Annotated in this window: 22 protein-coding genes; 13 read left to right on the top strand and 9 right to left on the bottom strand. The window is 64.4% G+C overall.

Going from position 1 to position 22,752, the window contains the following annotated elements:
* Window positions 1-13: 13 nt before the first annotated feature.
* From O0881_RS05085 to O0881_RS05075, 3 genes are all read right to left on the bottom strand, one after another.
* Window positions 14-1,717, bottom strand: coding sequence for a hypothetical protein (locus tag O0881_RS05085; protein ID WP_289910441.1), 1,704 nt, complete (start codon window positions 1,715-1,717; stop codon window positions 14-16).
* A gap of 12 nt (window positions 1,718-1,729) precedes the next feature.
* Window positions 1,730-2,416, bottom strand: coding sequence for a UPF0149 family protein (locus O0881_RS05080; protein WP_289910440.1), 687 nt, complete (start codon window positions 2,414-2,416; stop codon window positions 1,730-1,732).
* A 129-nt stretch (window positions 2,417-2,545) separates the two neighbouring features.
* Window positions 2,546-4,051, bottom strand: a complete 1,506-nt coding sequence (locus tag O0881_RS05075; protein WP_099667564.1) for an oligopeptide:H+ symporter — start codon at window positions 4,049-4,051, stop codon at window positions 2,546-2,548.
* A 311-nt stretch (window positions 4,052-4,362) separates the two neighbouring features.
* On the opposite strand from O0881_RS05075, the gene ppnN reads away from it, so the two are divergent.
* The 11 genes from ppnN to O0881_RS05020 all read left to right on the top strand — a co-directional run bounded on the left by ppnN (window position 4,363) and on the right by O0881_RS05020 (window position 14,933).
* Window positions 4,363-5,733, top strand: a complete 1,371-nt coding sequence (gene ppnN / locus O0881_RS05070) for a nucleotide 5'-monophosphate nucleosidase PpnN (RefSeq protein WP_070254173.1) — start codon at window positions 4,363-4,365, stop codon at window positions 5,731-5,733.
* Window positions 5,734-5,935: 202 nt separating this feature from the next.
* Entirely contained in the window at window positions 5,936-7,003 is a 1,068-nt protein-coding gene (locus tag O0881_RS05065; protein WP_289910439.1) for a LacI family DNA-binding transcriptional regulator, read from the top strand.
* 209 nt (window positions 7,004-7,212) lie between these two features.
* The gene (locus O0881_RS05060) at window positions 7,213-8,019 is read left to right on the top strand and encodes a transporter substrate-binding domain-containing protein (RefSeq protein WP_289910438.1); all 807 of its coding nucleotides are present in this window, start codon (window positions 7,213-7,215) and stop codon (window positions 8,017-8,019) included.
* Window positions 8,020-8,110: 91 nt separating this feature from the next.
* Window positions 8,111-8,803 (top strand): amino acid ABC transporter permease, encoded by a 693-nt coding sequence (locus tag O0881_RS05055; RefSeq protein WP_099667567.1) that lies wholly within the window; start codon window positions 8,111-8,113, stop codon window positions 8,801-8,803.
* A 1-nt stretch (window position 8,804) separates the two neighbouring features.
* Window positions 8,805-9,455 (top strand): amino acid ABC transporter permease, encoded by a 651-nt coding sequence (locus O0881_RS05050; RefSeq protein WP_099667568.1) that lies wholly within the window; start codon window positions 8,805-8,807, stop codon window positions 9,453-9,455.
* Window positions 9,442-10,176, top strand: coding sequence for an amino acid ABC transporter ATP-binding protein (locus tag O0881_RS05045; RefSeq protein WP_099667569.1), 735 nt, complete (start codon window positions 9,442-9,444; stop codon window positions 10,174-10,176). Before O0881_RS05050 ends, O0881_RS05045 begins: the two co-directional genes overlap by 14 nt.
* Complete coding sequence (locus O0881_RS05040) at window positions 10,173-10,919, top strand: TIM barrel protein (RefSeq protein WP_289910437.1); 747 nt, start codon at window positions 10,173-10,175, stop codon at window positions 10,917-10,919. Before O0881_RS05045 ends, O0881_RS05040 begins: the two co-directional genes overlap by 4 nt.
* The gene (locus tag O0881_RS05035; RefSeq protein WP_289910436.1) at window positions 10,916-11,890 is read left to right on the top strand and encodes a sugar kinase; all 975 of its coding nucleotides are present in this window, start codon (window positions 10,916-10,918) and stop codon (window positions 11,888-11,890) included. The genes O0881_RS05040 and O0881_RS05035 overlap by 4 nt, the downstream gene beginning before the upstream one ends.
* A gap of 20 nt (window positions 11,891-11,910) precedes the next feature.
* A complete protein-coding gene (locus O0881_RS05030) occupies window positions 11,911-12,909 on the top strand; it encodes a D-glycerate dehydrogenase (protein ID WP_289910434.1) in 999 nt (332 codons plus the stop codon).
* On the top strand, window positions 12,906-13,919 hold the full coding sequence (locus tag O0881_RS05025) for a porin (protein ID WP_289910432.1): 1,014 nt from the start codon (window positions 12,906-12,908) through the stop codon (window positions 13,917-13,919). The genes O0881_RS05030 and O0881_RS05025 overlap by 4 nt, the downstream gene beginning before the upstream one ends.
* A 12-nt stretch (window positions 13,920-13,931) precedes the next feature.
* On the top strand, window positions 13,932-14,933 hold the full coding sequence (locus O0881_RS05020; protein ID WP_289910431.1) for a Gfo/Idh/MocA family oxidoreductase: 1,002 nt from the start codon (window positions 13,932-13,934) through the stop codon (window positions 14,931-14,933).
* A 204-nt stretch (window positions 14,934-15,137) separates the two neighbouring features.
* Here O0881_RS05020 and lysS read toward each other — a convergent pair whose 3' ends face one another.
* From lysS to O0881_RS05000, 4 genes are all read right to left on the bottom strand, one after another.
* Entirely contained in the window at window positions 15,138-16,667 is a 1,530-nt protein-coding gene (gene lysS, locus O0881_RS05015) for a lysine--tRNA ligase (protein ID WP_289910429.1), read from the bottom strand.
* Between the two features lie 18 nt (window positions 16,668-16,685).
* Window positions 16,686-17,381 carry an HAD family phosphatase gene (locus O0881_RS05010; RefSeq protein ID WP_289910426.1) on the bottom strand — a complete coding sequence of 232 codons (696 nt, stop codon included), beginning with the start codon at window positions 17,379-17,381 and terminating at the stop codon, window positions 16,686-16,688.
* A gap of 2 nt (window positions 17,382-17,383) precedes the next feature.
* A protein-coding gene (gene prfB / locus O0881_RS05005) for a peptide chain release factor 2 (RefSeq protein ID WP_139143151.1) occupies window positions 17,384-18,488 on the bottom strand; the annotation gives its coding sequence in 2 pieces (ribosomal slippage) (window positions 17,384-18,406 and window positions 18,408-18,488; 1,104 coding nt in all).
* The gene (locus tag O0881_RS05000) at window positions 18,405-18,698 is read right to left on the bottom strand and encodes a hypothetical protein (RefSeq protein ID WP_289911488.1); all 294 of its coding nucleotides are present in this window, start codon (window positions 18,696-18,698) and stop codon (window positions 18,405-18,407) included. The genes prfB and O0881_RS05000 overlap by 84 nt, the downstream gene beginning before the upstream one ends.
* On the opposite strand from O0881_RS05000, the gene O0881_RS04995 reads away from it, so the two are divergent.
* Both O0881_RS04995 and O0881_RS04990 read left to right on the top strand, forming a co-directional pair.
* Window positions 18,690-20,723: a bifunctional 2',3'-cyclic-nucleotide 2'-phosphodiesterase/3'-nucleotidase gene (locus O0881_RS04995; protein WP_289910425.1), complete on the top strand. Its 2,034-nt coding sequence runs from the start codon at window positions 18,690-18,692 to the stop codon at window positions 20,721-20,723. The genes O0881_RS05000 and O0881_RS04995 overlap by 9 nt on opposite strands.
* Before the next feature lie 8 nt (window positions 20,724-20,731).
* Window positions 20,732-21,208 (top strand): hypothetical protein, encoded by a 477-nt coding sequence (locus O0881_RS04990; RefSeq protein ID WP_289910424.1) that lies wholly within the window; start codon window positions 20,732-20,734, stop codon window positions 21,206-21,208.
* Window positions 21,209-21,220: 12 nt separating this feature from the next.
* Here the strand turns inward: O0881_RS04990 and O0881_RS04985 are convergent, their stop codons facing one another.
* Together O0881_RS04985 and O0881_RS04980 are read right to left on the bottom strand one after the other, a co-directional pair.
* Window positions 21,221-21,619, bottom strand: coding sequence for a hypothetical protein (locus O0881_RS04985; RefSeq protein WP_289910423.1), 399 nt, complete (start codon window positions 21,617-21,619; stop codon window positions 21,221-21,223).
* A 9-nt stretch (window positions 21,620-21,628) separates the two neighbouring features.
* On the bottom strand, window positions 21,629-22,516 hold the full coding sequence (locus O0881_RS04980; protein ID WP_289910422.1) for a hypothetical protein: 888 nt from the start codon (window positions 22,514-22,516) through the stop codon (window positions 21,629-21,631).
* Window positions 22,517-22,752: the final 236 nt, after the last annotated feature.

The raw sequence follows: 22,752 nt of genomic DNA, 5'->3' as shown, positions 1-22,752 counted from the left end.
CGTATTTTCGCGGCTAGATGCCGAACACTTTCAATATGGCGTCGGTGAAACCCTCGAACCAGCTGCCCGCCTTGCCCGGCTGCTTGCCGTGGCGCGGAGTTTCTTCGTACAGGTAGACGCCGTTGTCGCCGTCGAAGCGGTCGTTGAGCAGCGCTTGCTGGCCGCGCAGGTAGGGGATGAAGGTTTCGCTGCGCATCGTCGAGTACAGCACGTCGGTGGTGAAACCCAGGGTGGCGGACTGGCTGATGGAGCGTCCCTGGCCGGCCCGTTCCAGGCGTACGCCGCGGCAGCCGCGCACGAGCAGCGTGACGGGGCCGCGAAAGACGATGAAGCGCAGCTGCAGGGTGAGCCAGGCATGCAGGCTGCCCAGGCGCCAGTGGCTCGATATCGCCAGCGGCTGATTCGAGTCGCAGACCAGGCCGACGAGTCCCCGCGGCTGAAACACGAGGGCGCTGCCGGCCGGCAGCCGGACGACGGCCACTTCCAGCAGCGGGTCGTCGCTGGCCGATATCGTCACGCACGCTTCCTCGTCGCTGTGCAGGCGGGTCAGCGCCACCATGCCGGCGGCCAGGCTGGTGAACGGGAAGCGCCAGTCCAGCAGCCATTGCGTGCGCTTGTGCGTGCTGACGGGCGACGATTGCAGGTATTCGGGATGAATCAGCATCTGCTGGCCGGGCTGCAGCAGCAAACCTTGCGAGACGGCGGAGATGCGCGATTCGCCATGCGGCGGCAGTGGCAGTGAACTGCCCGCGACTTGCAGTTCGCGCGCGATCGACAGCGGCGGCAAACGGGAAGCGACGGGCGCCAGCACGAAGTAAAAGAAGGCTTTGATGGCGGCGGGCAGCAGGATGGCCGACAGTACCAGCAGGGCGGCCGTGGGCGCCACGTTCATGACGGGCGCGCGCCAGCGCCCTATCCAGTTGCGCGCCAATTGTCCTTCACCGGCCGCGATGGCCTTTTGTACGGGTGCCAGGGCGCCCCTCAAGGCTTGCTCGTCGATGGCAAATGGGGCGGGATGGGCGGCATGCGCGGCATCGCCGGTACGGGCGCGTTGCGCCGCCCAGGCCTGATACGCTTGCAGATTGATGTCGCGCAAACGCTGCCCCTGCGCTTCCAGCTGCGACAGCTGTGCGTAGGCGTCGCTGCCGGGCAGGCGTGCCGCCAGCGGGTGCTGCGCTTCCAGTTGCCGGCGCTGGCGCAGATTATTTTGCAGCGCAGCATACGCGCCCACGTGTTCCGCGTGCAGGCGCGCCAGCGTGTGCCGCGCATCTTCGCCGCTGATCGCCGCTTGCAGGGCGGTCAGATAGCGGGCTTCCTGCGCCAGCACTTCGATCTCCACGCGGCGCGCCGCTTCTTCCTGCGCGTGCCGGGCCAGGGTGTTCGCGTCGGGCAGGGGAAGGGTGAACAGCGACGCTTGCTGCCGCGCGCGCAAGGCCGTCAATTGCGCCTGTACTTGCGCCAGGCGCGCGGCGATGGCCGTGTGCGAGGCCGTTTGCAGCGCGTTGACCCGCACCGTGGCGGCAGCGGCCAGGCCGGCGCCATGATGATCGGCGCCATCGGCGGCCAGCCTGAGCACGGCCACGGCCTCGCTGCCGGCGCTATAGGCGCGCCATTCGGCCAGCAGCAGGCGTCCGGCCAGCAGGATGACGATGAACAGCGCGAACTGCAGCGCGTGGCGCAGCAGGAAGCGCAGGATGGCCGTCAGCAGCTGGCGCAAGGAGGGATCGCCTTAGGTGGCCGCACTATCGGCGTCGGCGCAGCATTTTTTGTATTTCTTGCCGCTGCCGCAGTGGCACGGGTCGTTGCGGCCCGTTTTCGGCACTTCGCGCAGCACGGTGGCGCCGGGCTGGCTTTGGGCCTGGCTTTTCAGGTGGCGCTGGCGCGCCCAGGCCGCGTTGATGGCGATCACGGACGGAATCACGCCATCCATGGCCGTTTCGGCCGCATCGTCGTCGAGCTCGCCGGCCGTGGCCAGGTACTGGAACGGCGCCAGGTACTCCGGGTGGCTGACGGCCAGGGCCGCCCACTGGGGCTTGTCCAGGCTCGTGCCAAGGACAAAGCCGGCGCACCAGGCGGGTACGCTCCATTCGGGGCCGCACACATAGATGGGCTCGAAGCTGTCCGGGTCCTTCGCCAGCCATTCGACCATGTAGGCGTGGTGGCGTTGCGCCAGGCTGGCCGCCCGTTCGCTGGCCTCGTCCTGTGCCGGCAAGGCGCTGCCGGCCGCCTTGTCCCAGACCCAGGGCAGCCATTGTTCCGGCGCGATCTGTTTCGGGCTCAGGGCGACGGCCGTGAGAAAACCTTCCAGCATCGACACATCCATGGCGCGGCTGTCCAGCGCGGGCGCGGCCAGCAGGGTGTCGAGTTCGGCGTATTCGTCGTCGGAGAGGGGCGTGGTGGTGGAGATGCTGGACATGGAATTTTTCAGTAATGTGGGTGGATGGCCGCTGGCCCTGGCGGTATTGTACCGTCCGGCAAGGGGGAAACGGCTGCCGAATGAAAAACGGCGGCCCGCAGGCCGCCGTTTTGATCTACAACAAGACGCTTACTTCACGCCGTGCATCAGTTTGTTGATCAGCGGTGCGATCAGGAACAGGATCACGCCGGCGCCCAGCAGGGACCAGAAGCCGAAGGTGTAGCCGGACAGGGCCGACTGCACCGACATGCCGCTTTCGCCGCTGACGTGGCTGGCGAAGATGCCGGACAGGTTGTTGCCGATACCGGTCGACAGGAACCAGCCGCCCATGCCCAGGCCGACCAGGCGTACTGGCGCCAGCTTGGTGACCATCGACAGGCCGATAGGCGACAGGCACAGCTCGCCGATCGATTGCAGCATGTACACGGTCGCCAGGGTCCAGAACGGGATCTTGTTGTCGGCGCCAACCAGGCTCGACAGTGCGAAGATCAGCAGGCCGAAGGCCAGCGCATTGCCCAGCAAGCCCAGGCCGAACTTGCGCGGGATCGATGGATTGACGTTGTGGCGCGCCAGGAAGACCCAGACGGCGGCGATGATCGGCGCGAAGACGATGATGGCGACCGAATTGACGGTCTGGAAGTAGGCGGTCGGGAAGATGGCAAAGCCCAGGTCGCGGTTGACGATCTTGTCGGCCAGGAAGGTAAACGAGCTGCCTGCCTGTTCGAAGAACATCCAGAACAGGATGTTGAAGACGAAGATCAGCAGCATTGCGATGACGCGGTCGCGCGCCACTTTACCGTTGCGTATGCCTTCGATCATCAGCATCACGGCCAGGCCGACGAACAGCACGGTCAAGACGATTTGCAGCTTTTCAGCGCCGACGGTCAGCAGGAAGTACATCAGCGGGATCACGCACAGGGAGCCGACGGCCACCCAGACGACGCGCATCGGGCTGCCGGCACCGGCTTCCGGTGCGCCGATGCCCTTCAGGGCGCGGCGGCCGATGGCGAACCATACCAGGCTGATCAGCATGCCGAAACCGGACGCCATGAAGACCATCTTGTACGCAGGCATGTCGCTGGTGCCGAAGATCGACCCGGCCAGCCATTGCGTAAAGACAGGGGCGACCATGGCGCCCATGTTGATACCCATGTAGAAGATCGTGAAGCCACTGTCGCGGCGCGGATCGGCCGTCGTGTACAGCTTGCCGACCATGGTCGAGATGTTCGGCTTGAACATGCCGTTACCGACGATCATGGTGGCCAGGCCCAGGTTGAAGATGTCCTGGTTCGGTACCGAGATGCAGAACAGGCCGGCAGCCATGAAGACGGCGCCCAGCAGGATGGAGCGCTGGTAACCGATGACCCGGTCGGCGATGTAGCCGCCGAACAGGGCGCCGGCGTACACCAGCGCGAGGAAGGAACCGTAGGTAAGGTTGGCCGCTGCCTGTCCCGAACCGTCGCCGCCGTGGAACTGGGCCACGATGTACAGTACCAGCGCCCAGCGAACTCCGTAGAACGCGAAGCGTTCCCAGAATTCAGTCATGAACAACATCCACAATGGGCTTGGATGGCCCATAATCTGCTTGAACTCGGGAATAACGGCTTCCTTGTTGGGCGTAGTCGCACCGCTCATGCGGTTCCTCCTGAAAAATTATTATAGTCAATCGATACAACGAACTTATGGAAGCCTGCGGGCGGCGGGGACTCTCATGAAGAACCTCACGCACGGGAATTCCAATAGGCTGGCATTCTAATCTACAAATTGCGCTGAGCGAAGATTTCGATTCGCATTAGCAAGAATGACTGTTTCATATTGGTCAAACCGGTTTGCAGGCAAGGGCGGCCCCGGCGATTTTGCGGCGGCACAGCACAACTTGCCTGACTTGTCGTATATTGAGGCTGCAAGACCTTCGAGCATCGATTTTTAAAGGGATTTTTCGCATTATGGAACACGACGTTATCGATACTCTGGTTTCACCGGAAGGCCGCCTGGACGTGCTCTCCAAGACTGAAGTCAACAAACTGCTCGACACCAGCCAGGGCGGCCTGTACAACACTTTCCGCCGCTGCGCGCTGGCGGTCTTGAATTGCGGCAGCACCATCGACGATGGCCGCGCCCTGCTGGAGCGCTACCAATCGTTTGAAATCTCCATCATCCAGCGCGAGCGCGGCATCAAGCTCGACATCAAGGGCGCGCCGGCCATCGCCTTTGTCGACGGCAAGATGATCAAGGGCATCCACGAGCACCTGTTTGCCGTGCTGCGCGACATCATCTTCGTCAGCGATGAAGTGACGGGCAACCCGAAATTCGACTTGCAGAGCACGGAAGGCGTGACGGACGCCGTTTTCCACATCCTGCGCAACGCCAACGTGCTGCAAACCCAGCTCAACCCGAACCTGGTCGTGTGCTGGGGCGGCCACTCGATCAACCGTGCCGAATACAATTATTCGAAGGAAGTGGGCTACCAGCTGGGCTTGCGCGGCCTCGACATCTGCACCGGCTGCGGCCCCGGCGCCATGAAGGGCCCCATGAAGGGCGCCACCATCGGCCATGCCAAGCAGCGCCTGCACAATGGACGGTATCTCGGCATCACCGAGCCGGGCATCATCGCGGCCGAGTCGCCGAACCCCATCGTCAATGACCTCGTCATCATGCCGGACATCGAAAAGCGCCTGGAAGCGTTCGTGCGCGCGGGCCACGGCATCGTCGTGTTCCCCGGCGGCGCCGGCACGGCCGAAGAGATTCTGTACATCCTCGGTATTTTGTTGCACCCAGACAATGCCGAGATTCCATTCCCGCTGATCTTCACGGGTCCGGAAACGTCGCGCGAGTACTTCGTGCAGATCAATCAGTTCATCAGCGATACCCTGGGTCCGGAAGCGCAGCAGCGCTACAAGATCATCATCGACGACCCGGAACTGGTGGCGCGCGAAATGCTCGAAGGCATCCGCCAGGTGCGCGAATTCCGCAAGGCGCACAGCGACGCGTATTACTTCAATTGGCTGCTGAAGATCGACCACGAATTCCAGAAGCCGTTCCAGCCCACGCATGAAAACATGCGCAACCTGAGCCTGCACAAGAACCAGCCCACGCACTTGCTGGCGGCCCAGCTGCGCCGCGCGTTTTCGGGCGTGGTGGCGGGCAACGTCAAGGATGACGGCATCCGCTCGATCGAAAAGCACGGCAACTTCGAAATCCACGGCGACAAATCCATCGCCGGCCCCATGGATGCGCTGCTGGCCTCGTTTGTTGCGCAGCACCGCATGAAATTGGCGGGCACGGCGTACGTGCCTTGCTATACCGTGGTCCAGTAAGTCGTTTTCAAGCAGCGCCGCCCGCCCCTGCGTTTGCCGGGGGAGGGCGGCGCCTTTTCATCCGCGTTCCCAGCCATGCCCCCATCGTGTTCCTTCGCCGCCACAGGCAATCAAATCGCTTGCGTCATCGATTCGTGGGTGCTATCTTTGGAACCGGTTCCAAAATAAAAATATGCATATCAACAGGTAGTGGAGAGCAACCTTGGATTCAGTACGCGGCAATAAAAAGACAGTCTCCGGCGAGCCGGCACGGCCCGTGACCATCGCCCAGGTAGCGCGCGAGGCGGGCGTGTCGAAGACGAGCGTGTCGCGCTTTCTCGGCGGTGAACTGGACGCCCTGTCCGAAAACATCCGCCAGCAGATCACCAGCACCATCGCGCGCCTCGGCTACCAGCCGAACCAGATGGCGCGCGGCCTCAAGCGCGGCCGCACGCGCCTGATCGGCATGGTCGTGGCGGACATGCTGAACCCCTACACGGTGGCCGTGCTGCAAGGCGTGGAAGCGGCTTGCCAGCAACATGGCTATACCTTGATCTTGTGCAATACCGGCAATGACGAACAGCGGGAGCGCCAGTCGCTTGCCGCGCTGCGCTCGTACAGTGTGGAAGGGCTGATCGTCAACACGCAGGGGCGCAACATCCAGTCGTCCGACTTGCAGCAGGCGGGCATGCCCATCGTGCTGGTCGACCGCCGCATCGAGGGTAGCGATTTCGACCTGGTGGGCCTGGACAATGTGCAGGCGGGCCGGCTCGCCACCGCGCATCTGATCGAACAGGGTTTCGACGCCATCGCCTTCGTCGCGCCGCCCTTGACGGGCGTCAGTTCGCGGCTGATGCGCGCCGAGGGTTTCCAGGCCGTGATGGCCGAGCATCCCGGTTGCGTGGGCGAAGTGCTGGCGGTGGACCTGGACGACCGGCCCTCCATCGACGCGCAGGTGCGTCTATGCCTGGCGCAGTGGCGCGGCCGCCGCGTGGCGCTGCTGGCGTCGAACGGCATGGTGGCGCTGGAACTGGCGCTGATGCTGCAGCGCCTGGCCTTGCGCATGCCGCAAGACGTGGGCTTGCTGGGCTTTGACGAATTGCCGTGGTCGCCGCTGGCGGGCCTGAGCACGATCGAGCAGCAGACCTATGAAATCGGCTTTTCGGCGATGACGTGCATGCTGTCGCGCCTACAGGGCGATCAGTGCCCGCCGCGCGAGGTGCTGTTGCCAGGCAAATTGATTGTGCGCAATTCCACCCGGAGCGGGGAAGTGCGCAAGGACGGCGATTGACGAAAAGAGGGCGTACGCCCTTTTTTTTGGGAAGGTAATGGAACCGGTTTCATGAATTGTATTCACACTGGAAAGGGGCGTGGATAGTCAGGCAGGGCAATGGCAGGAGGTTGGTACGACACGGCAAGAGACGATCTGAATCGTCCATTTGACAATATTCCCGGAAGCGCCTCGACGAGGCCGGTACCGGGATCACAGGAGACGGAAACATGAAGATGACCACACTGTTCTATTCGAAAATACTGGCTTGCGCACTGGCAGCCACGTGTGCCCTCGGCGCGGTGGCCGATGCCGGCGCCCAGACGCTTGGCGACTTGATCAAGAAAGGCAAGCTGACCATCGGCGTGGTCAGCGGCACGCCGCCGTTTGGCAGCATCGACGCCAAGGGCGCGCCCGTTGGCTATGACGTCGACGTCGCCAACCTGATCGGCAAATACCTGAATCTGCCCGTGGAAGTGGTGCCGTTGACGGCGCCGTCGCGCGTGCCGTCGCTGGAATCGGGCAAGGTCGATTTCCTCGTGGCCACCCTGGCGCCCACGCCGGAACGGGCCAAGACCCTGATGTTCACCATGCCCTACAGCGCGTTCGAACTGGCCATCGTCGCGCCGGTCGGCGGCAAACTCAAGGCCCTGGCGGACTTGAAGGGCAAGAAGGTGGGCGTGACGCGCGGCACCACGAATGACACGGCGCTGAGCCGCATGGCCCCGGCCGGCACCAGCATCGTGCGTTTCGAGGATGACGCCACCGTCACCCAGGCCTTGCTCAGCAAGCAGGTCGACGCCGTCTCGATTCCCAGCACGATGGCGCTGGACATCATCAAGACGCGCGGCGCGGGCAAGATCGAAGTCCGCTTCGCCTACTCGCTGCAGCCCAACTCGATGGCGGTGCGCCGCGGCGACTTCGAACTGCACCAGTGGCTCAACAACTTCATCTACTACGTCAAGCTGAATGGCGAACTCGACGCCATCGCGCGCAAGTGGAGCGGCGCGCCGCTGCCGGCGCTGCCGACCTTCTGATACCGCGACCCGCACAGGGAGAGTGTTCGTCCGCACGGCGCGCCGCCATGGTGGCGCGGCCGGGGATGCGCACGTAGACAAGGAGTTGAGTATGCCGTATGAATTTCATTTCGAACTCGTCATGCAATCGCTGGACCGCCTGCTGTGGGGCGCGGCGCTGACGATACGCCTGAGCGCCCTGTCCATGGTGCTGGGGCTGGCGGTGGGCGTGTGCGCCGCCGTCATCCTGAAGAATGGTCCCGCCTATGCCCGCGCGGCGGTGCGCGCGTATGTCGAGGTGATCCGCAGCACGCCGTTCCTAGTGCAGCTGTTCATCATCTACTTTGGCTTGCCGTCGCTGGGCTTGCAGCTCGACGCGAACGGCGCCGCCCTGGTCGCCATGACGGTCAACCTGGGCGCCTACGCGGCGGAAATCGTGCGCGCCGGCATCGGCGCCGTGCATCCGTCGCAGCTGGAAGCGGCGCAGGCGCTGGGCATGACGCGCTGGCAGGTGATGCGCCACGTGGTGCTGCTGCCGGCGCTGGAAAAGGTGTATCCGGCGCTGGCCAGCCAGTTCACGCTGATGATGCTCGCCTCGAGCGTCGTGTCGGCCATTTCCGCCGAAGAGCTGACCGCCGCCGCCCACCTGCTCGATGCGGAAACCTTCCGCAGCTTCGAGATCTACATCGTCGTGATGGTGCTGTACATCCTGCTGGCCCTGCTGTTCCGCTTCGGCTTCTGGGTGCTGGGCCAGATCGTCTTCAAACGCCGCCGCCGTCTGGGCGCGGTGCGCATGGGAGCATGACATGATCAGTGACTTTTCCTGGGATAACCTGCAATTCCTGCTCGAGGCCACGCGCTGGACCATCGGCCTGTCGCTGATCGTCTTTATCACGGGCGGCATCGCCGGCTTCGCGGTGGCGCTGCTGCGCACGGCGCGCAGCCGATTCCTGCGCTGCATCAGCGCCCTGTACATCCAGCTGGTCCAGGGCACGCCCGTGCTGATCGTGCTGTTTTTGACCTATTACGGGCTGGCCCTGTTCGGCTACAAGCTGTCGCCGGTCATCGCGGCCGGCGCGGCGATGACGATCTTTGCCAGTGCCTACCTGGGCGAGATCTGGCGCGGCTGCATCGAAGGCGTGCAGCGGCAGCAGTGGGAGGCGTCCGCCGCGCTGGCGCTGAACCGCTACCAGCAGCTGCGCTACGTCATCCTGCCGCAGGCGCTGCGCCATTCGCTGCCGCCGACGGTGGGCTTCATGGTGCAGATCATCAAGAACACTTCGATCACCTCGATCATCGGCGTGGTGGAACTGACGCGGGCAGGGCAACTGGTCAGCAATGCGACCTTCCTGCCTTTCATTGTCTTCCCCATCGTCGCCCTGATCTACTTCGCGCTGTGCTATCCGCTGTCGCGCTACAGCCATTCACTGGAAAGGAAATTCCATGCCCATCGTTGAAATCGACCATATCAGCAAGAGCTTCGGCGCCAACCACGTGCTCAAGGGCGTGTCGTTCGCCGTCGAGCGTGGCCAGGTGATCGCCGTGATCGGCCGCAGCGGCTCCGGCAAGAGCACCATGTTGCGCTGTATCAATGGCCTGGAAACCATCGACAGCGGCAGCATCGTCGTGGCCGGCCACACGCTGACGGCGCGCCAGGAGCATCTGCTCGACTTGCGCAAGGATGTCGGCATGGTCTTCCAGAGCTACAACCTGTTCCCCCACCTGACCGTGGAAGAAAACGTCATGCTGGCGCCGCGCATCGTCAAGAAGGTGCCCGACGCCCAGGGCCGCGCCACGGCGCTGCGCGTGCTCAAGCAGGTGGGCCTGGACCACAAGCGCGAGGCCTATCCCGAGCAGCTGTCGGGCGGCCAGCAGCAGCGCGTGGCGATCGCCCGCTCGCTGGCGATGGAGCCGCAGGTGATGCTGTTCGACGAAGTGACGTCGGCGCTCGATCCGGAATTGACGCAGGAAGTGCTGAAGGTGATGGAAGAGCTGGCGCAGGCGGGCATGACGATGCTGCTGGTGACGCACGAGATGGAGTTCGCGCGGCGCATGGCCGACGTCACCGTCTTCATGCACCAGGGATTGGTGTGGGAGAGCGGGCCGTCGGAAGCCTTTTTCAGCAATCCGCAAACGCCCGAAGCGCGCCAGTTCGTCGGCGCGGGAGCGATCAAGTGAGCCCCGTCCTGGTGGCCGCGTCGGCCTACGGCGCAAGCAGGGTAAGGCAGCTGGGGCAAAGCCAGTTCATCGACGTGGTGGCCGATGCGGGCGGCGCCGGCATCGAGATCCGCCGCGAACTGTTTACTTCCGACTTGCCAGACCTGGCGCGCATGGGCGCGGCGGTGGCCGCGCGCGGCCTGTACTGCGTGTATTCCACGCCCATCGAATTGTGGGGGGCGGACGGCTTGCCGCAGCACGCGCTGCTGCAGCAGATGCTGGACGAGGCGGCGCGGCTGGGCGCGCGCTACCTGAAGGTGTCGCTCGGCCACTACCCGGCCGCGCCGGAGCTGGCGGCCTTGCGCGCCCAACTGGCGGCGGCGCCCGTGGCGCTGCTGGTGGAAAACGACCAGACGGCCCATGGCGGCAAGCTGGCGACTATGGCGCGCTTCCTGGCGGCGGCGGACGAAGCGGGGCTGCCGGTGGGGCTGACCTTCGACATCGGCAACTGGCGCTGGGTGGGCGAGGATGCGCAGCAGGCGGCGCGCCTGCTGGCGCCGTACGTGCGCTATGTGCATTGCAAGGCTGTCCTTGACGACGGCGGAAGGCTGTCCGCCTGCGCCGTTTCCGACGCCGATCCGGCCTGGCGCGCCGTCTTCGCGCATTTTGCGCCGGGCGTGCAGCGGGCCATCGAATTCCCGCTCGAGGGCGCCGACCTGGTGGCCGAAACGGGCCGCTACATTCAGATGCTGGAGGCCGCATGATGGCGCAGGAATCGAATCAAGGGGCGCACGCGCTCGACGTCGTCACCTATGGCGAGGCGATGGCGATGTTCGTTGCCGAGCAAACGGGCGACCTGGCGGCCGTGGCGCACTTCACGCGCCGCCTGGCCGGCGCCGAGACGAATGTCGCCATCGGCCTGGCGCGCCTGGGCTTGCGGGTCGGCTGGCTGAGCCGGGTGGGCGACGATTCCTTCGGCCGCTTCATCCGCGCCAGCGTGCAGGCCGAAGGCGTCGATTGCAGCCGGGTCGTCACCGTCGCCGGCCAGTCCAGCGCCTTCCTGCTCAAGGAAAAGGCCGAGAACGGCGCCGATCCGCTGGTCGAATACTTCCGCAAGGGTTCCGCCGCCAGCCGGCTGGCGCCCGAGCACTTCGACCCCGCCTATTTCCTGTCCGCGCGCCACCTGCACGCCACGGGCGTGGCCGCGGCGCTGTCCGAGACCAGCCTGGCGTTCGCCGGCCAGGCACTCGACTTCATGCGCGCTCATGGCCGGAGCGTGTCGTTCGACCCGAACCTGCGGCCCTCGCTGTGGCCGTCGCAAGCCGTCATGGTCGAACAGATCAACCGCCTGGCCGCCAAGGCGGACTGGGTGCTGCCCGGCCTGGGGGAGGGAAAAATCCTCACCGGCCACGACCTGCCGCACGACGTCGCCGGCTTTTACCTGCAGCGGGGCGCGCGGCTGGTGGTCGTCAAGCTGGGCGCCGACGGCGCCTATTACCGCACGGCCGAGGGCGACAGCGGCATGGTGCCGGGCGAGCGCGTGGCCAACGTGGTCGACACGGTGGGCGCCGGCGACGGCTTCGCGGCCGGCCTGGTCAGCGCCTTGCTGGAAGGCTTGCCGCTGGCGCAGGCGGTGGGGCGCGGCAACCGGGTCGGCGCCTTCGCCATCCAGGTGGCCGGCGACATGGAAGGCTTGCCGACCCGCGCCCAGCTCGACGCGCTGGTCCCATCTTGAACCATACAGGGGAAACACTCGTGAAAAAACATGTGGTTGTGTATAAAAAGCTGGCCGAGCCGCTGCTGGCGCGCCTGCGCGCCGAATGCGAGGTGACGTATTTCGAGGCGATCGATGCGGGCAACCGCGCCGCATTCGCCGCCGCCATCCGCGGCGCGCACGGCTTGCTGGGCGCCAGCGTGCGCCTGGACCGCGAATTGCTGGACCCGGCGGAAGGGCTGCGCATCATCTCCACCATTTCGGTGGGCGTCGACCAGTTCGACGTCGATTATTTGCGCGAACGGGGCATCCTGCTGGCCAATACGCCGGACGTGCTGACGGAAACGACGGCCGACACGATCTTCGCGCTGATCCTCGCCAGCGCGCGGCGCGTCGTCGAACTGGCCGAATTCGTCAAGGCGGGACGCTGGACGCGCAGCGTGGGTGAAAGCCAGTACGGCATCAACGTGCATGGCAAGACCATCGGCATGCTGGGCATGGGCCGCATCGGCCGCGCCGTCGCCCGCCGCGCCGCGCTGGGCTTCGGCATGCAGGTGCTGTATGTGAACGGCGAAGCCGTGCCCGAGGTGGAGGCGGCGCTGGGCGCGCGCCAGGTAGCGCTCGACGACTTGCTGGCCGGGTCGGACTTCGTCTGCGTGGTGCTGCCGCTGACGGCGCAGACGGAACGCATGATGGGCCGGCGCGAGTTCGCGCTGATGCGCCCCGGCGCCATCTTCATCAACGGTTCGCGCGGGCGCATCGTCGACGAGGCGGCGCTGATCGAGGCGCTGCAGCAGGGCACCATCCACGGCGCCGGTCTCGACGTGTTCGAGCGCGAACCGCTGGCGCCGGACAATCCGCTGCCGCACATGGCGAACGTGGTGGCGCTGCCGCATATCGGCTCGGCCACGCACGAAACGCGCTACGCCATGGCGCAGCAGGCCGTGGACAACCTGCTGGCCGGTTTGCGCGGCGAGCGTCCGCGCCACCTGGTGAGCCAGGGACAGTTTTCACAAGAAGATAGACAGGGCAAGACATGAAGAAGGTAGTAGGGGCAATGATCATCGGCGCCGGCAGCGGCTTGTGCTGCGCGCAGTCGAACTTGGCCGTGTACGGCATCATGGACATGGGCGTGGTGTCCGAGAGCGGCGGCGCCGGCGGCAGGGTGCTCAAGGTGACGAGCGGCATCGCCAATGGCTCGCGGCTGGGTTTCAAGGGCAGCGAAGACCTGGGCGGCGGCATGACGGCGCTGTTTACGATGGATGCGGGCATACTGGCCGACACGGGCGCTTCGGCCCAGGGCGGCCTGCTGTTCGGGCGCCAGGCCTTCGTCGGCCTGGGCGGCGCGGCGGGCACGCTGCGGCTGGGGCGCCAGTACACGTTCATCGACAGCAGCCTGGGGGCGCTGGACCCGTTCTACCTGGGTTTTGCGGGCAGGATGAGCAACGTCTTCACGGCCGGCTACATCAGCCGCGTCGACAACAGCATCACCTACAGCTCGCCCGTGCGCGGCGGCCTTTCCGGCGAACTGGCGTACGGTTTCGGCGAAGTGCCCGGTGATGCTTCGGCCAGGCGCTACACGGGCGCGGCAGCCACCTATGCCAGCGGGCCTCTGTATGTGCGCCTGGCGCACCAGGATGCCAACACCCTGTCAAACGCGCTGGTGGCGGGCAGGGCGCGCAACACGGTGCTGGGCGCCACCTGGGACTTCGGCGTGGTCAAGGCGCATGGCGCCGTCGCCGTCAGCAAGAGCACGGCGGGCGCCGCCACCACGGTCGACAGCGCGGACCTGATGCTGGGCGCCACCGTGCCTTTTGGCCCGCACCGCGTCCTGTTCTCGTACGTGCGGCGCGACGACCGGCGCGCCGCCAACGGCGACGCTTCCCAGGTCGGCATCGGCTACACCTACGCGCTGTCGAAGCGCAGCACCTTGTACGCGGCATACGCGCATATCGACAACCGCAACGGCGCCGCCTACGTGGTGGGCAACGCCACCGACAACGGCACCGGCAACCAGGCCTGGAACCTCGGCCTGCGCCACACTTTTTAACGGGAGAATCGAATGAAGAAAATCGGATGGATACTGGTCGGCGCCAGCACCGTGGCGCGCGAATGGATGGTCGACGCGATCCGCCAGCAGGGCGATGCTGAGGTGCTGGCCGTGGTCAGCCGGGACGCCGCGCGCGGCGCCGCCTTTGCCGAGCAGTTCGGCATCGCCGCCAGCTATACGGACCTCGATGCGGCGCTGGCGCATCCGGGCGCGGACGCCGTGTACATCAGCACCACCAACGAATGGCACATGGCGCAGACCTTGCAGGCGGCGCGCGCCGGCAAGCACGTGCTGTGCGAAAAGCCGCTGGCGCTGAACCTGGACGACGCCCGCCGCATGGTCGACGGCTGCGCCGAAGCGGGCGTGGTGCTGGGGATTAACCACCACCTGCGCAACGCCGCCAGCCACGGCAAGGTACGCGAGCTGATACGCGCCGGCGAGATCGGCCAGCCCCTGTATTGCCGTGTGCTGCACGCGAATAACCTGCCGCAGCACCTGCGCGGCTGGCGCCTGGACGCGCCGGAGTCGGGCGGCGTCACGCTCGACATGTTCGTGCACGACGTCGACACCCTGCGCTTCCTGCTGGATGCGGAGCCGCGCCACGTCACAGCCTGCGCCACCAGCGGCGGCATGACGGTGGCCGGGCTGGAAGAGGGCCTGATGGCCGTCATCGAGTTCGACAACGGCACCCTGGTGCAGGTGCACGACGCGTTCAACGCGCCGCATTCGCTGTCCGGCGTGGAAATCATCGGCACCAAGGGCACCATCTTTGCCACCGGCGTGATGACGCAGCGCCCCGTCGGCAGCATTACCCTGACGCGCGACAGCGGCAGCGTCGACATCTACGTCGAGCATGAAAACCTGTACGTGCGCTCGGTACGCGCCTTCCAGCGCGCCATGCGCGGCGAAGGGCAGCCTGCCGCCACCGGCGACGACGGCATGCGCGCGCTCGCCACCGCATTGGCGGCGCAGCAGGCCAGCCGCAGCCACCAGCGCGTAACCCTGGCCGGCTGACGGACTGCGGCAGGCGTAAAAAAACCGCCTGATCGCGAGACCAGGCGGCTTTTTTTTGCCTTGAAGCATCGAACGCCTGAAAAATCGTAGCGAGCGGATGGGAGTTACGGCTAAGAAGCGCAACTGTGCTAGGCACGGGGCCGCCGAGGCAGTGAGCATCGCAGGCCGCAAATCGCGACGCGCAGTAGATTTTTCAGGTGTTCATCACTCTTCGCGGCGCAGGTGAGGGAACAGCAGCACGTCGCGGATGTTCGACGAATCCGTGATGATCATCATCAGGCGGTCGATGCCGATGCCGCAGCCGCCGGCTGGCGGCATGCCGTATTCCAGCGCGCGGATGTAGTCGGCGTCGTAGAACATCGCCTCTTCATCGCCGGCGTCCTTGGCGGCGACTTGCGCCAGGAAGCGGGCCGACTGGTCTTCCGCGTCGTTCAACTCGGAGAAGCCGTTGGCGATTTCGCGGCCCACCATGAACAGCTCGAAGCGTTCCGTGATGCCGGCCACCGTGTCGGAAGCGCGCGCCAGTGGCGACACTTCGACCGGGTAGTCGATGATATAGGTCGGTTCCCACAGCTGCGCTTCAGCCGTTTCTTCGAACAGCGCCAGTTGCAGCGCGCCCAGGCCGGCCGTGGCGAATGGCTTGACGCCGAATTTTTTCAGCTCTTCCTTGATGAATTCGGCATCGTTCAACTGCTCGGCGGTGTAGCCTGGAGCATATTTGTTGATCGCTTCGACGATGGTCAGGCGATGGAACGGTTTTGCCAGATCCAGTTCGCGGCCGCCGTAGGTCAGGGTGGCGGTGCCGTGCGCATCGATGGCGGCCTGGCGGATGACGGCTTCCGTGAAGTCCATCAGCCATTTGTAGTCGGTGTAGGCCGCGTAGAATTCCATCATCGTGAATTCGGGGTTGTGACGGATCGACACGCCTTCGTTGCGGAAGTTGCGGTTGATCTCGAACACGCGGTCGAAGCCGCCCACGACCAGGCGCTTCAGGTACAGCTCGGGCGCGATGCGCAGGAACATCTGCATGTCCAGCGCATTGTGGTGCGTGATGAACGGTTTTGCCGCGGCGCCGCCCGGGATCGTGTGCAGCATCGGCGTTTCCACTTCCATGAACTCGTTCTTTTCCATGAAGCGGCGGATCGACGAGATGGCGGCGGTACGCGCCTTGAAGGTGCGGCGTGTCTCTTCGTTCATGATCAGGTCGACGTAGCGCTGGCGGTACTTCGTTTCCTGGTCGGCCAGGCCGTGGAATTTGTCCGGCAGCGGGCGCAGCGACTTGGTGATCAGGCGCAGTTCCGTGACCTTGATGGTCAGTTCGTCCGTCTTGGTCTTGAACAGGGTGCCCGTCACGCCCAGGATATCGCCCAGGTCATAGTGGTGCAGGGCGGCCATGGCCGCTTCGCCGGTCAGGTCCAAGGTGGCGTAGATCTGGATGCGGCCGTCGGCCTTCGGGCCGGAGGCGTCTTGCAGGGTGGCGAAAGCGGCTTTCTTGCCCGCTTCGCGCTTGAGCATCATGCGGCCAGCCAGCACCACGGTGACAGGTTCGGCTTCCAGCTCTTCGCGCGTTTTGCCGCCGTATTGCGCGTGCAGGTGGGCCGCCTTGTGCTCGGGGCGGAAATCGTTCGGGAAGGCGACGCCTTGTTCGCGCAGTGCTGCCAGCTTGACGCGGCGCTCGGCGATGATCTTGTTTTCATCGGGGGCGGCGGCTTGTTCTTGGATATCCGTAGTCATGGTGTTCTTCGTTGGTGATTATTGATGATGTGGCGCCAGCGCTGGCGCCACGCTGGCAAACAGTGCGTCGACGTCGAGTGCGGAGAAATCCGGCACGATGGCAATGACGTTGTCGAAGGCGGAAAACGCCTCGGCCGGCAGGGTGGTGGTGAGCACCACGACGCGCATGCCGGCGCGGCGCGCCGCTTCCACGCCCAGGGGCGCGTCTTCGAAGACGATGCAGTCTTGCGGCAGCGCGCCGGCCAGCAGCGCGCCTTTCAGGAAAACGTCCGGGTGCGGCTTGCCCCGTTCCACGTCGGCGGCGCCGACGATGGCGTCGAAGCGGTGGCGCAGGTCCAGGCCATCGAGTGTGAACGCGATGTTCTCGTCCGGCGCTGCCGTGCCCACCACCAGCCCGACGCCAGCCTGGCGCGCGCTGGCGATCAGCCGGTCGAAGCCAAGCACCGTGGCCAGGTGCGGGCCATACAGTTCGCGGTAGACGACTTCCTTTTCCGCCAGCAGGGTGACGTGGTCGGCATCCGCGCCCAGGTACTTGGCGATGATTTCGTGCCCCTGCCGTCCCGCCGTGTCGCGGAAGAATGCATCCGCGTCCAGCGCATGGCCGTGGCGTTCAAAGAACGCCAGCCACGACGTCGTGTGGAAGGCCATGTTGTCGACGATCGTGCCATCCATGTCGAACAGGAAGGCGCGCTGCACCGGAGCAGATGCGTTCATCCTTACACGCCTTGCTTGAGCGAGGCGGAGATGAAGTCGTCGATGTCGCCATCGAGCACGCCCTTGGTATTGCCCGTCTCGAAACCGGTGCGCAAGTCCTTGATGCGGGACTGGTCCAGCACGTAGGAGCGGATCTGGTGACCCCAGCCCACGTCCGTCTTCGAGTCTTCCAGCTTCTGCTGCTCGCTCATGCGCTTGCGCAGTTCATGCTCGTACAGCTTCGCTTTCAGCATTTCCATCGCTTCGGCGCGATTGCGGTGCTGCGAACGGTCGTTCTGGCACTGCACCACGATGCCGGTCGGCGCATGGGTCATGCGGACGGCGGAGTCGGTCTTGTTGATGTGCTGACCACCGGCGCCCGACGCGCGGTAGGTGTCGACGCGGATATCGGCCGGGTTGACGTCGATTTCGATCGAATCGTCGACTTCCGGATACACGAACAGCGACGTAAACGAGGTGTGGCGGCCGTTGGCCGAGTCGAATGGCGACTTGCGCACCAGTCGGTGCACGCCCGTTTCCGTGCGCAGGAAGCCGTAGGCGTGATCGCCCTCGACCTTCAGGGTGGCCGTCTTGATGCCGGCGACCTCGCCGTCGGACTGCTCCAGGATTTCGACCTTGAAGCCCTTGCGTTCGCAATAGCGCAGGTACTGGCGCAGCAACATCGAGGCCCAGTCCTGGGCTTCCGTGCCGCCGGCGCCGGCCTGGATGTCGATGAAGCAGTTGTTCGGGTCCATCGGATTGTTGAACATCCGGCGGAATTCCATGCTTTCGATGACCTTGCGGATTTCCTGCACGTCCTGCTCGATCGCTTCGAGCGTCTCGTCGTCGCCTTCTTCGCGGGCCATGTCGAACAGGTCGCGGGTGTCGCGCAGGTCGGCATCGGCCTTGGCGAGCGTGAAGACGATGGCTTCCAGCGCCTTCTTCTCTTTACCGAGGTCCTGGGCGCGCTTCGGATCGTTCCAGACGGTGGGATCTTCCAGCTCTTCGTTGACTTGCTCTAGTTTCTCCGACTTGACAGTGAAGTCAAAGATACCTCCGAAGTTCGGCTTCGCGGACCGTCAGGTCGTTGAGCAGGGCGGAGATGATATTGATGCGTTCGGCTTCCATAATGTTCTGGTCTTCTATGGTGAAATCAAACCCTGAATTATACGCGAGCGCGGCGCGTTTCCGCTGCCGCCGCGGCGCAATTGCTGCCGCACGGGGCAATAAAATGACGATTTTGCTGTATTTGCGACAATATTTTGCCTTGATAGGGGCTGCCGTGCTGCGTATGATGCTGGCGATATTGTCTTTCCACAGGAGTACATCATGCTTCAACTTCCCCGTCTCGCCCTGTTACCGCTGCTGCTGGCCGGCTGCGGCGCCTTGCCGCCCACCGCCACGGGACCCGTCCGGTCGCCATCGGCCGCGCCGGCCGGCAGCAGCGCCACCCTGGCCCTGCTGGAGACGACGGACTTGCACGCGAATGTGCTCAGTTATGATTACTACAAGCTGCAGGCGGAACCGTCGATCGGCCTGGAACGCACGGCGGCCTTGATCGCCCAGGCGCGTGCCGAATTCCCGAACAATCTCTTGCTCGACAACGGCGACACCATCCAGGGCACGGCCCTGGCCGACTACCAGGCATTGGTCAAGCCGCTGGCTTGCGACCAGACCCTGGCCATCTACAAGGCCATGAATTTGCTGAAAGTGGACGGCGGCGGCATCGGCAACCACGAATTCAACTACGGCCTGGCGTTTTTGAGCCAGGTGACGGGCAACCGCTTCGACGTCGACAGCGTCGACGCCAGCAAACCGCGCTGCGCCGGTCCCGCATTCCCGCAAGTGCTGGCCAACGTCTACAGCGTCAAGACGGGCCAGCCCCTGTTTGCGCCATATCACATCATCGACAAGCAGATCACGGCGACCGGCCCCGATGGCAAACCGGTGACGAGCACCGTGAAGGTGGGCATCATCAGCTTTGCGCCGCCCACCATCATGGCCTGGGATAAGCGCTGGCTGGAAGGCCGGGTCTACACGCAGGGCGTGCGCGAGACGGCGGAAAAATTCATCCCCGAGATGCGCGCCAGGGGCGCCGAACTGGTGGTGGCCATTTCGCACGGCGGCCTCGATGACAGCCCGTATTCGCCTACCATGGAAAATGGCAATTACTACCTGTCGCAAGTGCCGGGCGTGGACGCCATGCTGATCGGCCACTCGCACCAGCTGTTCCCGAACGCGGCCAGCACGGTGCCGCAGTTTAATTTGCCCGGCGTCGACAAGGTCAAAGGGCTGGTCAATGGCGTGCCCACCGTGATGGCCAATTTGTGGGGCAAGCACCTGGGCGTGATCGGTCTGCGCCTGCGCCACGACGGCAAGCAGTGGGTGGTCGACAAGAGCGCCACGACGGTGGAAGCGCGCGGCATCCAGAACGCGGACAAGAGTTACGTCCAGCCCGACGCAGCCATCGCCGCACTGGTGGCCGAGGAGCACGCAGCGACGATCGCCTACGTGCAGACACCGGTCGGCGCCACGGATTTCCGCATGTCGACGTATTTTGCCGACGTGGGCGACGTCAGCGCCATCGAAGTGGTGAACCAGGCGCAATCGGGCTACCTGGCCGCCTACGTGAAGGCGAACCTGCCGCAATATGCCAATCTGCCCGTGCTGTCGATGTCGTCGCCGTTCAAGAGCGGCTCGGCCGGCGTGTCCGACTACACGGACGTTAAGGCGGGTAACGTGGCGCTGAACAACGCGGCCGACCTGTATTTGTATCCGAACGCGCTGTACGGCGTGAAGATGAATGGCGCGGAGCTGAAAGCCTGGCTGGAACAGTCGGCGCAGCGCTTCAATACCATCGATCCGAACAAACTGGAAGCGCAGGAATTGGTCAACACGGCCCATCCGAGCTACAACTTCGACGCCATCACCAGCGCGGACGTGCGCTACCAGATCGACGTCACGCAGCCGCCGGGCCGTCGCATCCAGGGCCTGACGTACCAGGGCAAGCCGGTGGACGCGGGCCAGGAATTTTTGATTGCGACGAATAACTACCGCGCCAGCGGTGGCGGCAATTTCCCTGGCCTCGACGGCAGCAAGACGGTGGTGGCCTCGCCCGACAACAACCGCGAACTGCTGATCGCCTATGTCACGCAGCAGAAAAACCTGACGCGCGCGAAAAACGGCTCGGCGCGCAGCTGGCGCTTTGCCAAGGTTGCCACGCAAGGCCCGGTGGTCTTCCATTCGGCGCCGAACGTGATCGAGCTGGCGAAGGCGGCCGGCATCGATAACGTCACGCAGTTGAAGCTTGATGATGGCGTCGGCAAGGGCTTTGCGCTGTATCAGCTCGACCTGTCGAAATGAAGGCATGGGTGTTTGCCGTCGCCCTGGCCGTATCGCCGCTGGCATCGGCAGGGCCGGACCTCACGGCCCAGGGCAAGGTCTTGATGCGCGCGGGCGAGGCGAGCCAGCCGCAGGCGCGCGCCCTGTTCGAGCACGCGGCGGGGCAGGGCGGCGGTCCTGCAGCGTATTACCTGGGCTTGATGCACAAGAACGGCATGGGCGGCCCGCAGGACAGCGCCGCCGCGTTGCGCTGGCTGGAACTGGCCGCGCAACGCGGCGTGGCGCCAGCCATGTTCATCGTGGTAAACATGCTGCAGGAGACTGATCAGGAACAGGCACGTCACTGGCTGGATGCCGCCTGCGACCTGGAATACCCGGAAGCGCTGCAGCAGAAATCCGTCGCCCTGGGCGAAGGGCGCATGGGCTATGCGCACAGCGAGGAACAGGCGAACCTGTACCTGAAAATGGCCACGCACGCGATGGGGCACAGGGCCGCAGAGCCGTGATTGTCCGCCAGGTCAGGTTCGCAGGCTATTTGCAGCCTCGGCAATGGCCAGCGGGTTGCGCGACAGCAGGGCGGCGGCCAGGTCCAGCAAGCCTGCCGCCGCCTTGATGGCCGCGTGCGTGTGCCCGATGTCGGCCACGGTTTTCCTGCCTTGGTCGATGGCCGTGTTCACATTGGTTAATGCCTGCTGCGCACTCTGGTTGATCAGGTAGATGCCGTGGGCGCGGAAAAAGGACACCATCTGATCCAGGTGGCTTTCATATTGCTTGAGATCATGCAGCACGGCTGACGGCGTCGGCGGCGTGCGGTCGGTCAGCGCGATGCGCAGCTCCAGTACCTGGTTCGAGGCCTGTGCCAGCTTGTCGGCGATTTCCGTGGTTTGTTTTTCATCGAGTGCGATAACGTTGCCCATGTCCGACTCCTACCAGGGGGATGGTGAATAATTGGCGGCCTGTTTTTGCAGGGTATCGACTTGCTTGGCAAAAGTGTCCAGTTGACGCTCCAATGCCGGGTCTTGCATGGACTTGGCGCGCAAGGTGCTGAGACTGTTTTGCAATTCCGTCATGGCGGCAAGATAGGCGTCGATGACCTTGCCACGCTCCTGCAGCTGCCGCCCGTCAAGGTAGAGCTTGGCCTTCAGATAGTTGCTGGTCACGGGTTCCCTGGCGGCAGCGTTGTCGAGCGAGCGATTCAGGGATGCCAGCGTCAGGCTCTCGTCGTGCAGATTGGCCTGGTAGTTTTGCTGCGCATATTTTTTCAGCGCATTGCTGATGATATAAATATCGTCTTCGCGCGCCAGCAGTTCGTTGATTCCCGACTGCTGTCTTTGCTGCGTGACAATCTGGCTGATCAGCGCGCTCAGGCGTGTGACTTTGTCCAGCTGGTCGGCGTCGAGCACCGGCGCCGTGCCGCCGGACTGCTGCAAGGCGCCCAGCGAACCGCCAAGGGCGCCGATCTCCTCCTTGTAGTTCGCCAGCTTGTCGTTGGCCAGCGCGGCAAGTACTTCCGCATAGCGTTTCAATACATCGTTCAGTTCGGCTGTGCCCGCCAACTGCGCCGCATAGTCCTTGCAGCGCCGGAGCAGGTCCTGTTCCGTTTCCTGCGCAACGTAGGGGCGGTCGGTGATGATGCTGTTGCGCCGTACATTATTGGTGCAACTGCTCATGGAGTGGGTCAGCATGGGTTTGAATACTTCCGTTATCGCCACCGTCTGTCCCGCGAACTTGTCGACCGGCGTGAAGTTCTTGCAGGCGCTACTCATGCCGGCGATCAGCAGGCAGGCGCAGATGCTTGTCATGGGCTGGCGCATAGGGTCTCCATGGTAGGGAAGGGATTGCCGCCATGGACGGTTGACCCTGGTTCAATGACCATATCACCATTGCATCACCATACTTTTGACGCAGATCAGACATATGCATCGTGTGTCATGGTGTAGCACCTGTGTCAATTTGCGCCATATTTTCCTTACAAAAGACTGACAACAGGCCTGCAATTGCGGCTTTTCCGCATGTTGCGACGCGTCATATGTAGTTGTTGCTGGTGCAT

The organism is Janthinobacterium sp. SUN100 (assembly GCF_030397705.1).
Lineage (GTDB): Bacteria > Pseudomonadota > Gammaproteobacteria > Burkholderiales > Burkholderiaceae_D > Janthinobacterium > Janthinobacterium kumbetense.
The sequence above is the reverse complement of the archived record's forward strand: the minus strand, read 5'-3'. Positions and strand labels throughout refer to the sequence as shown.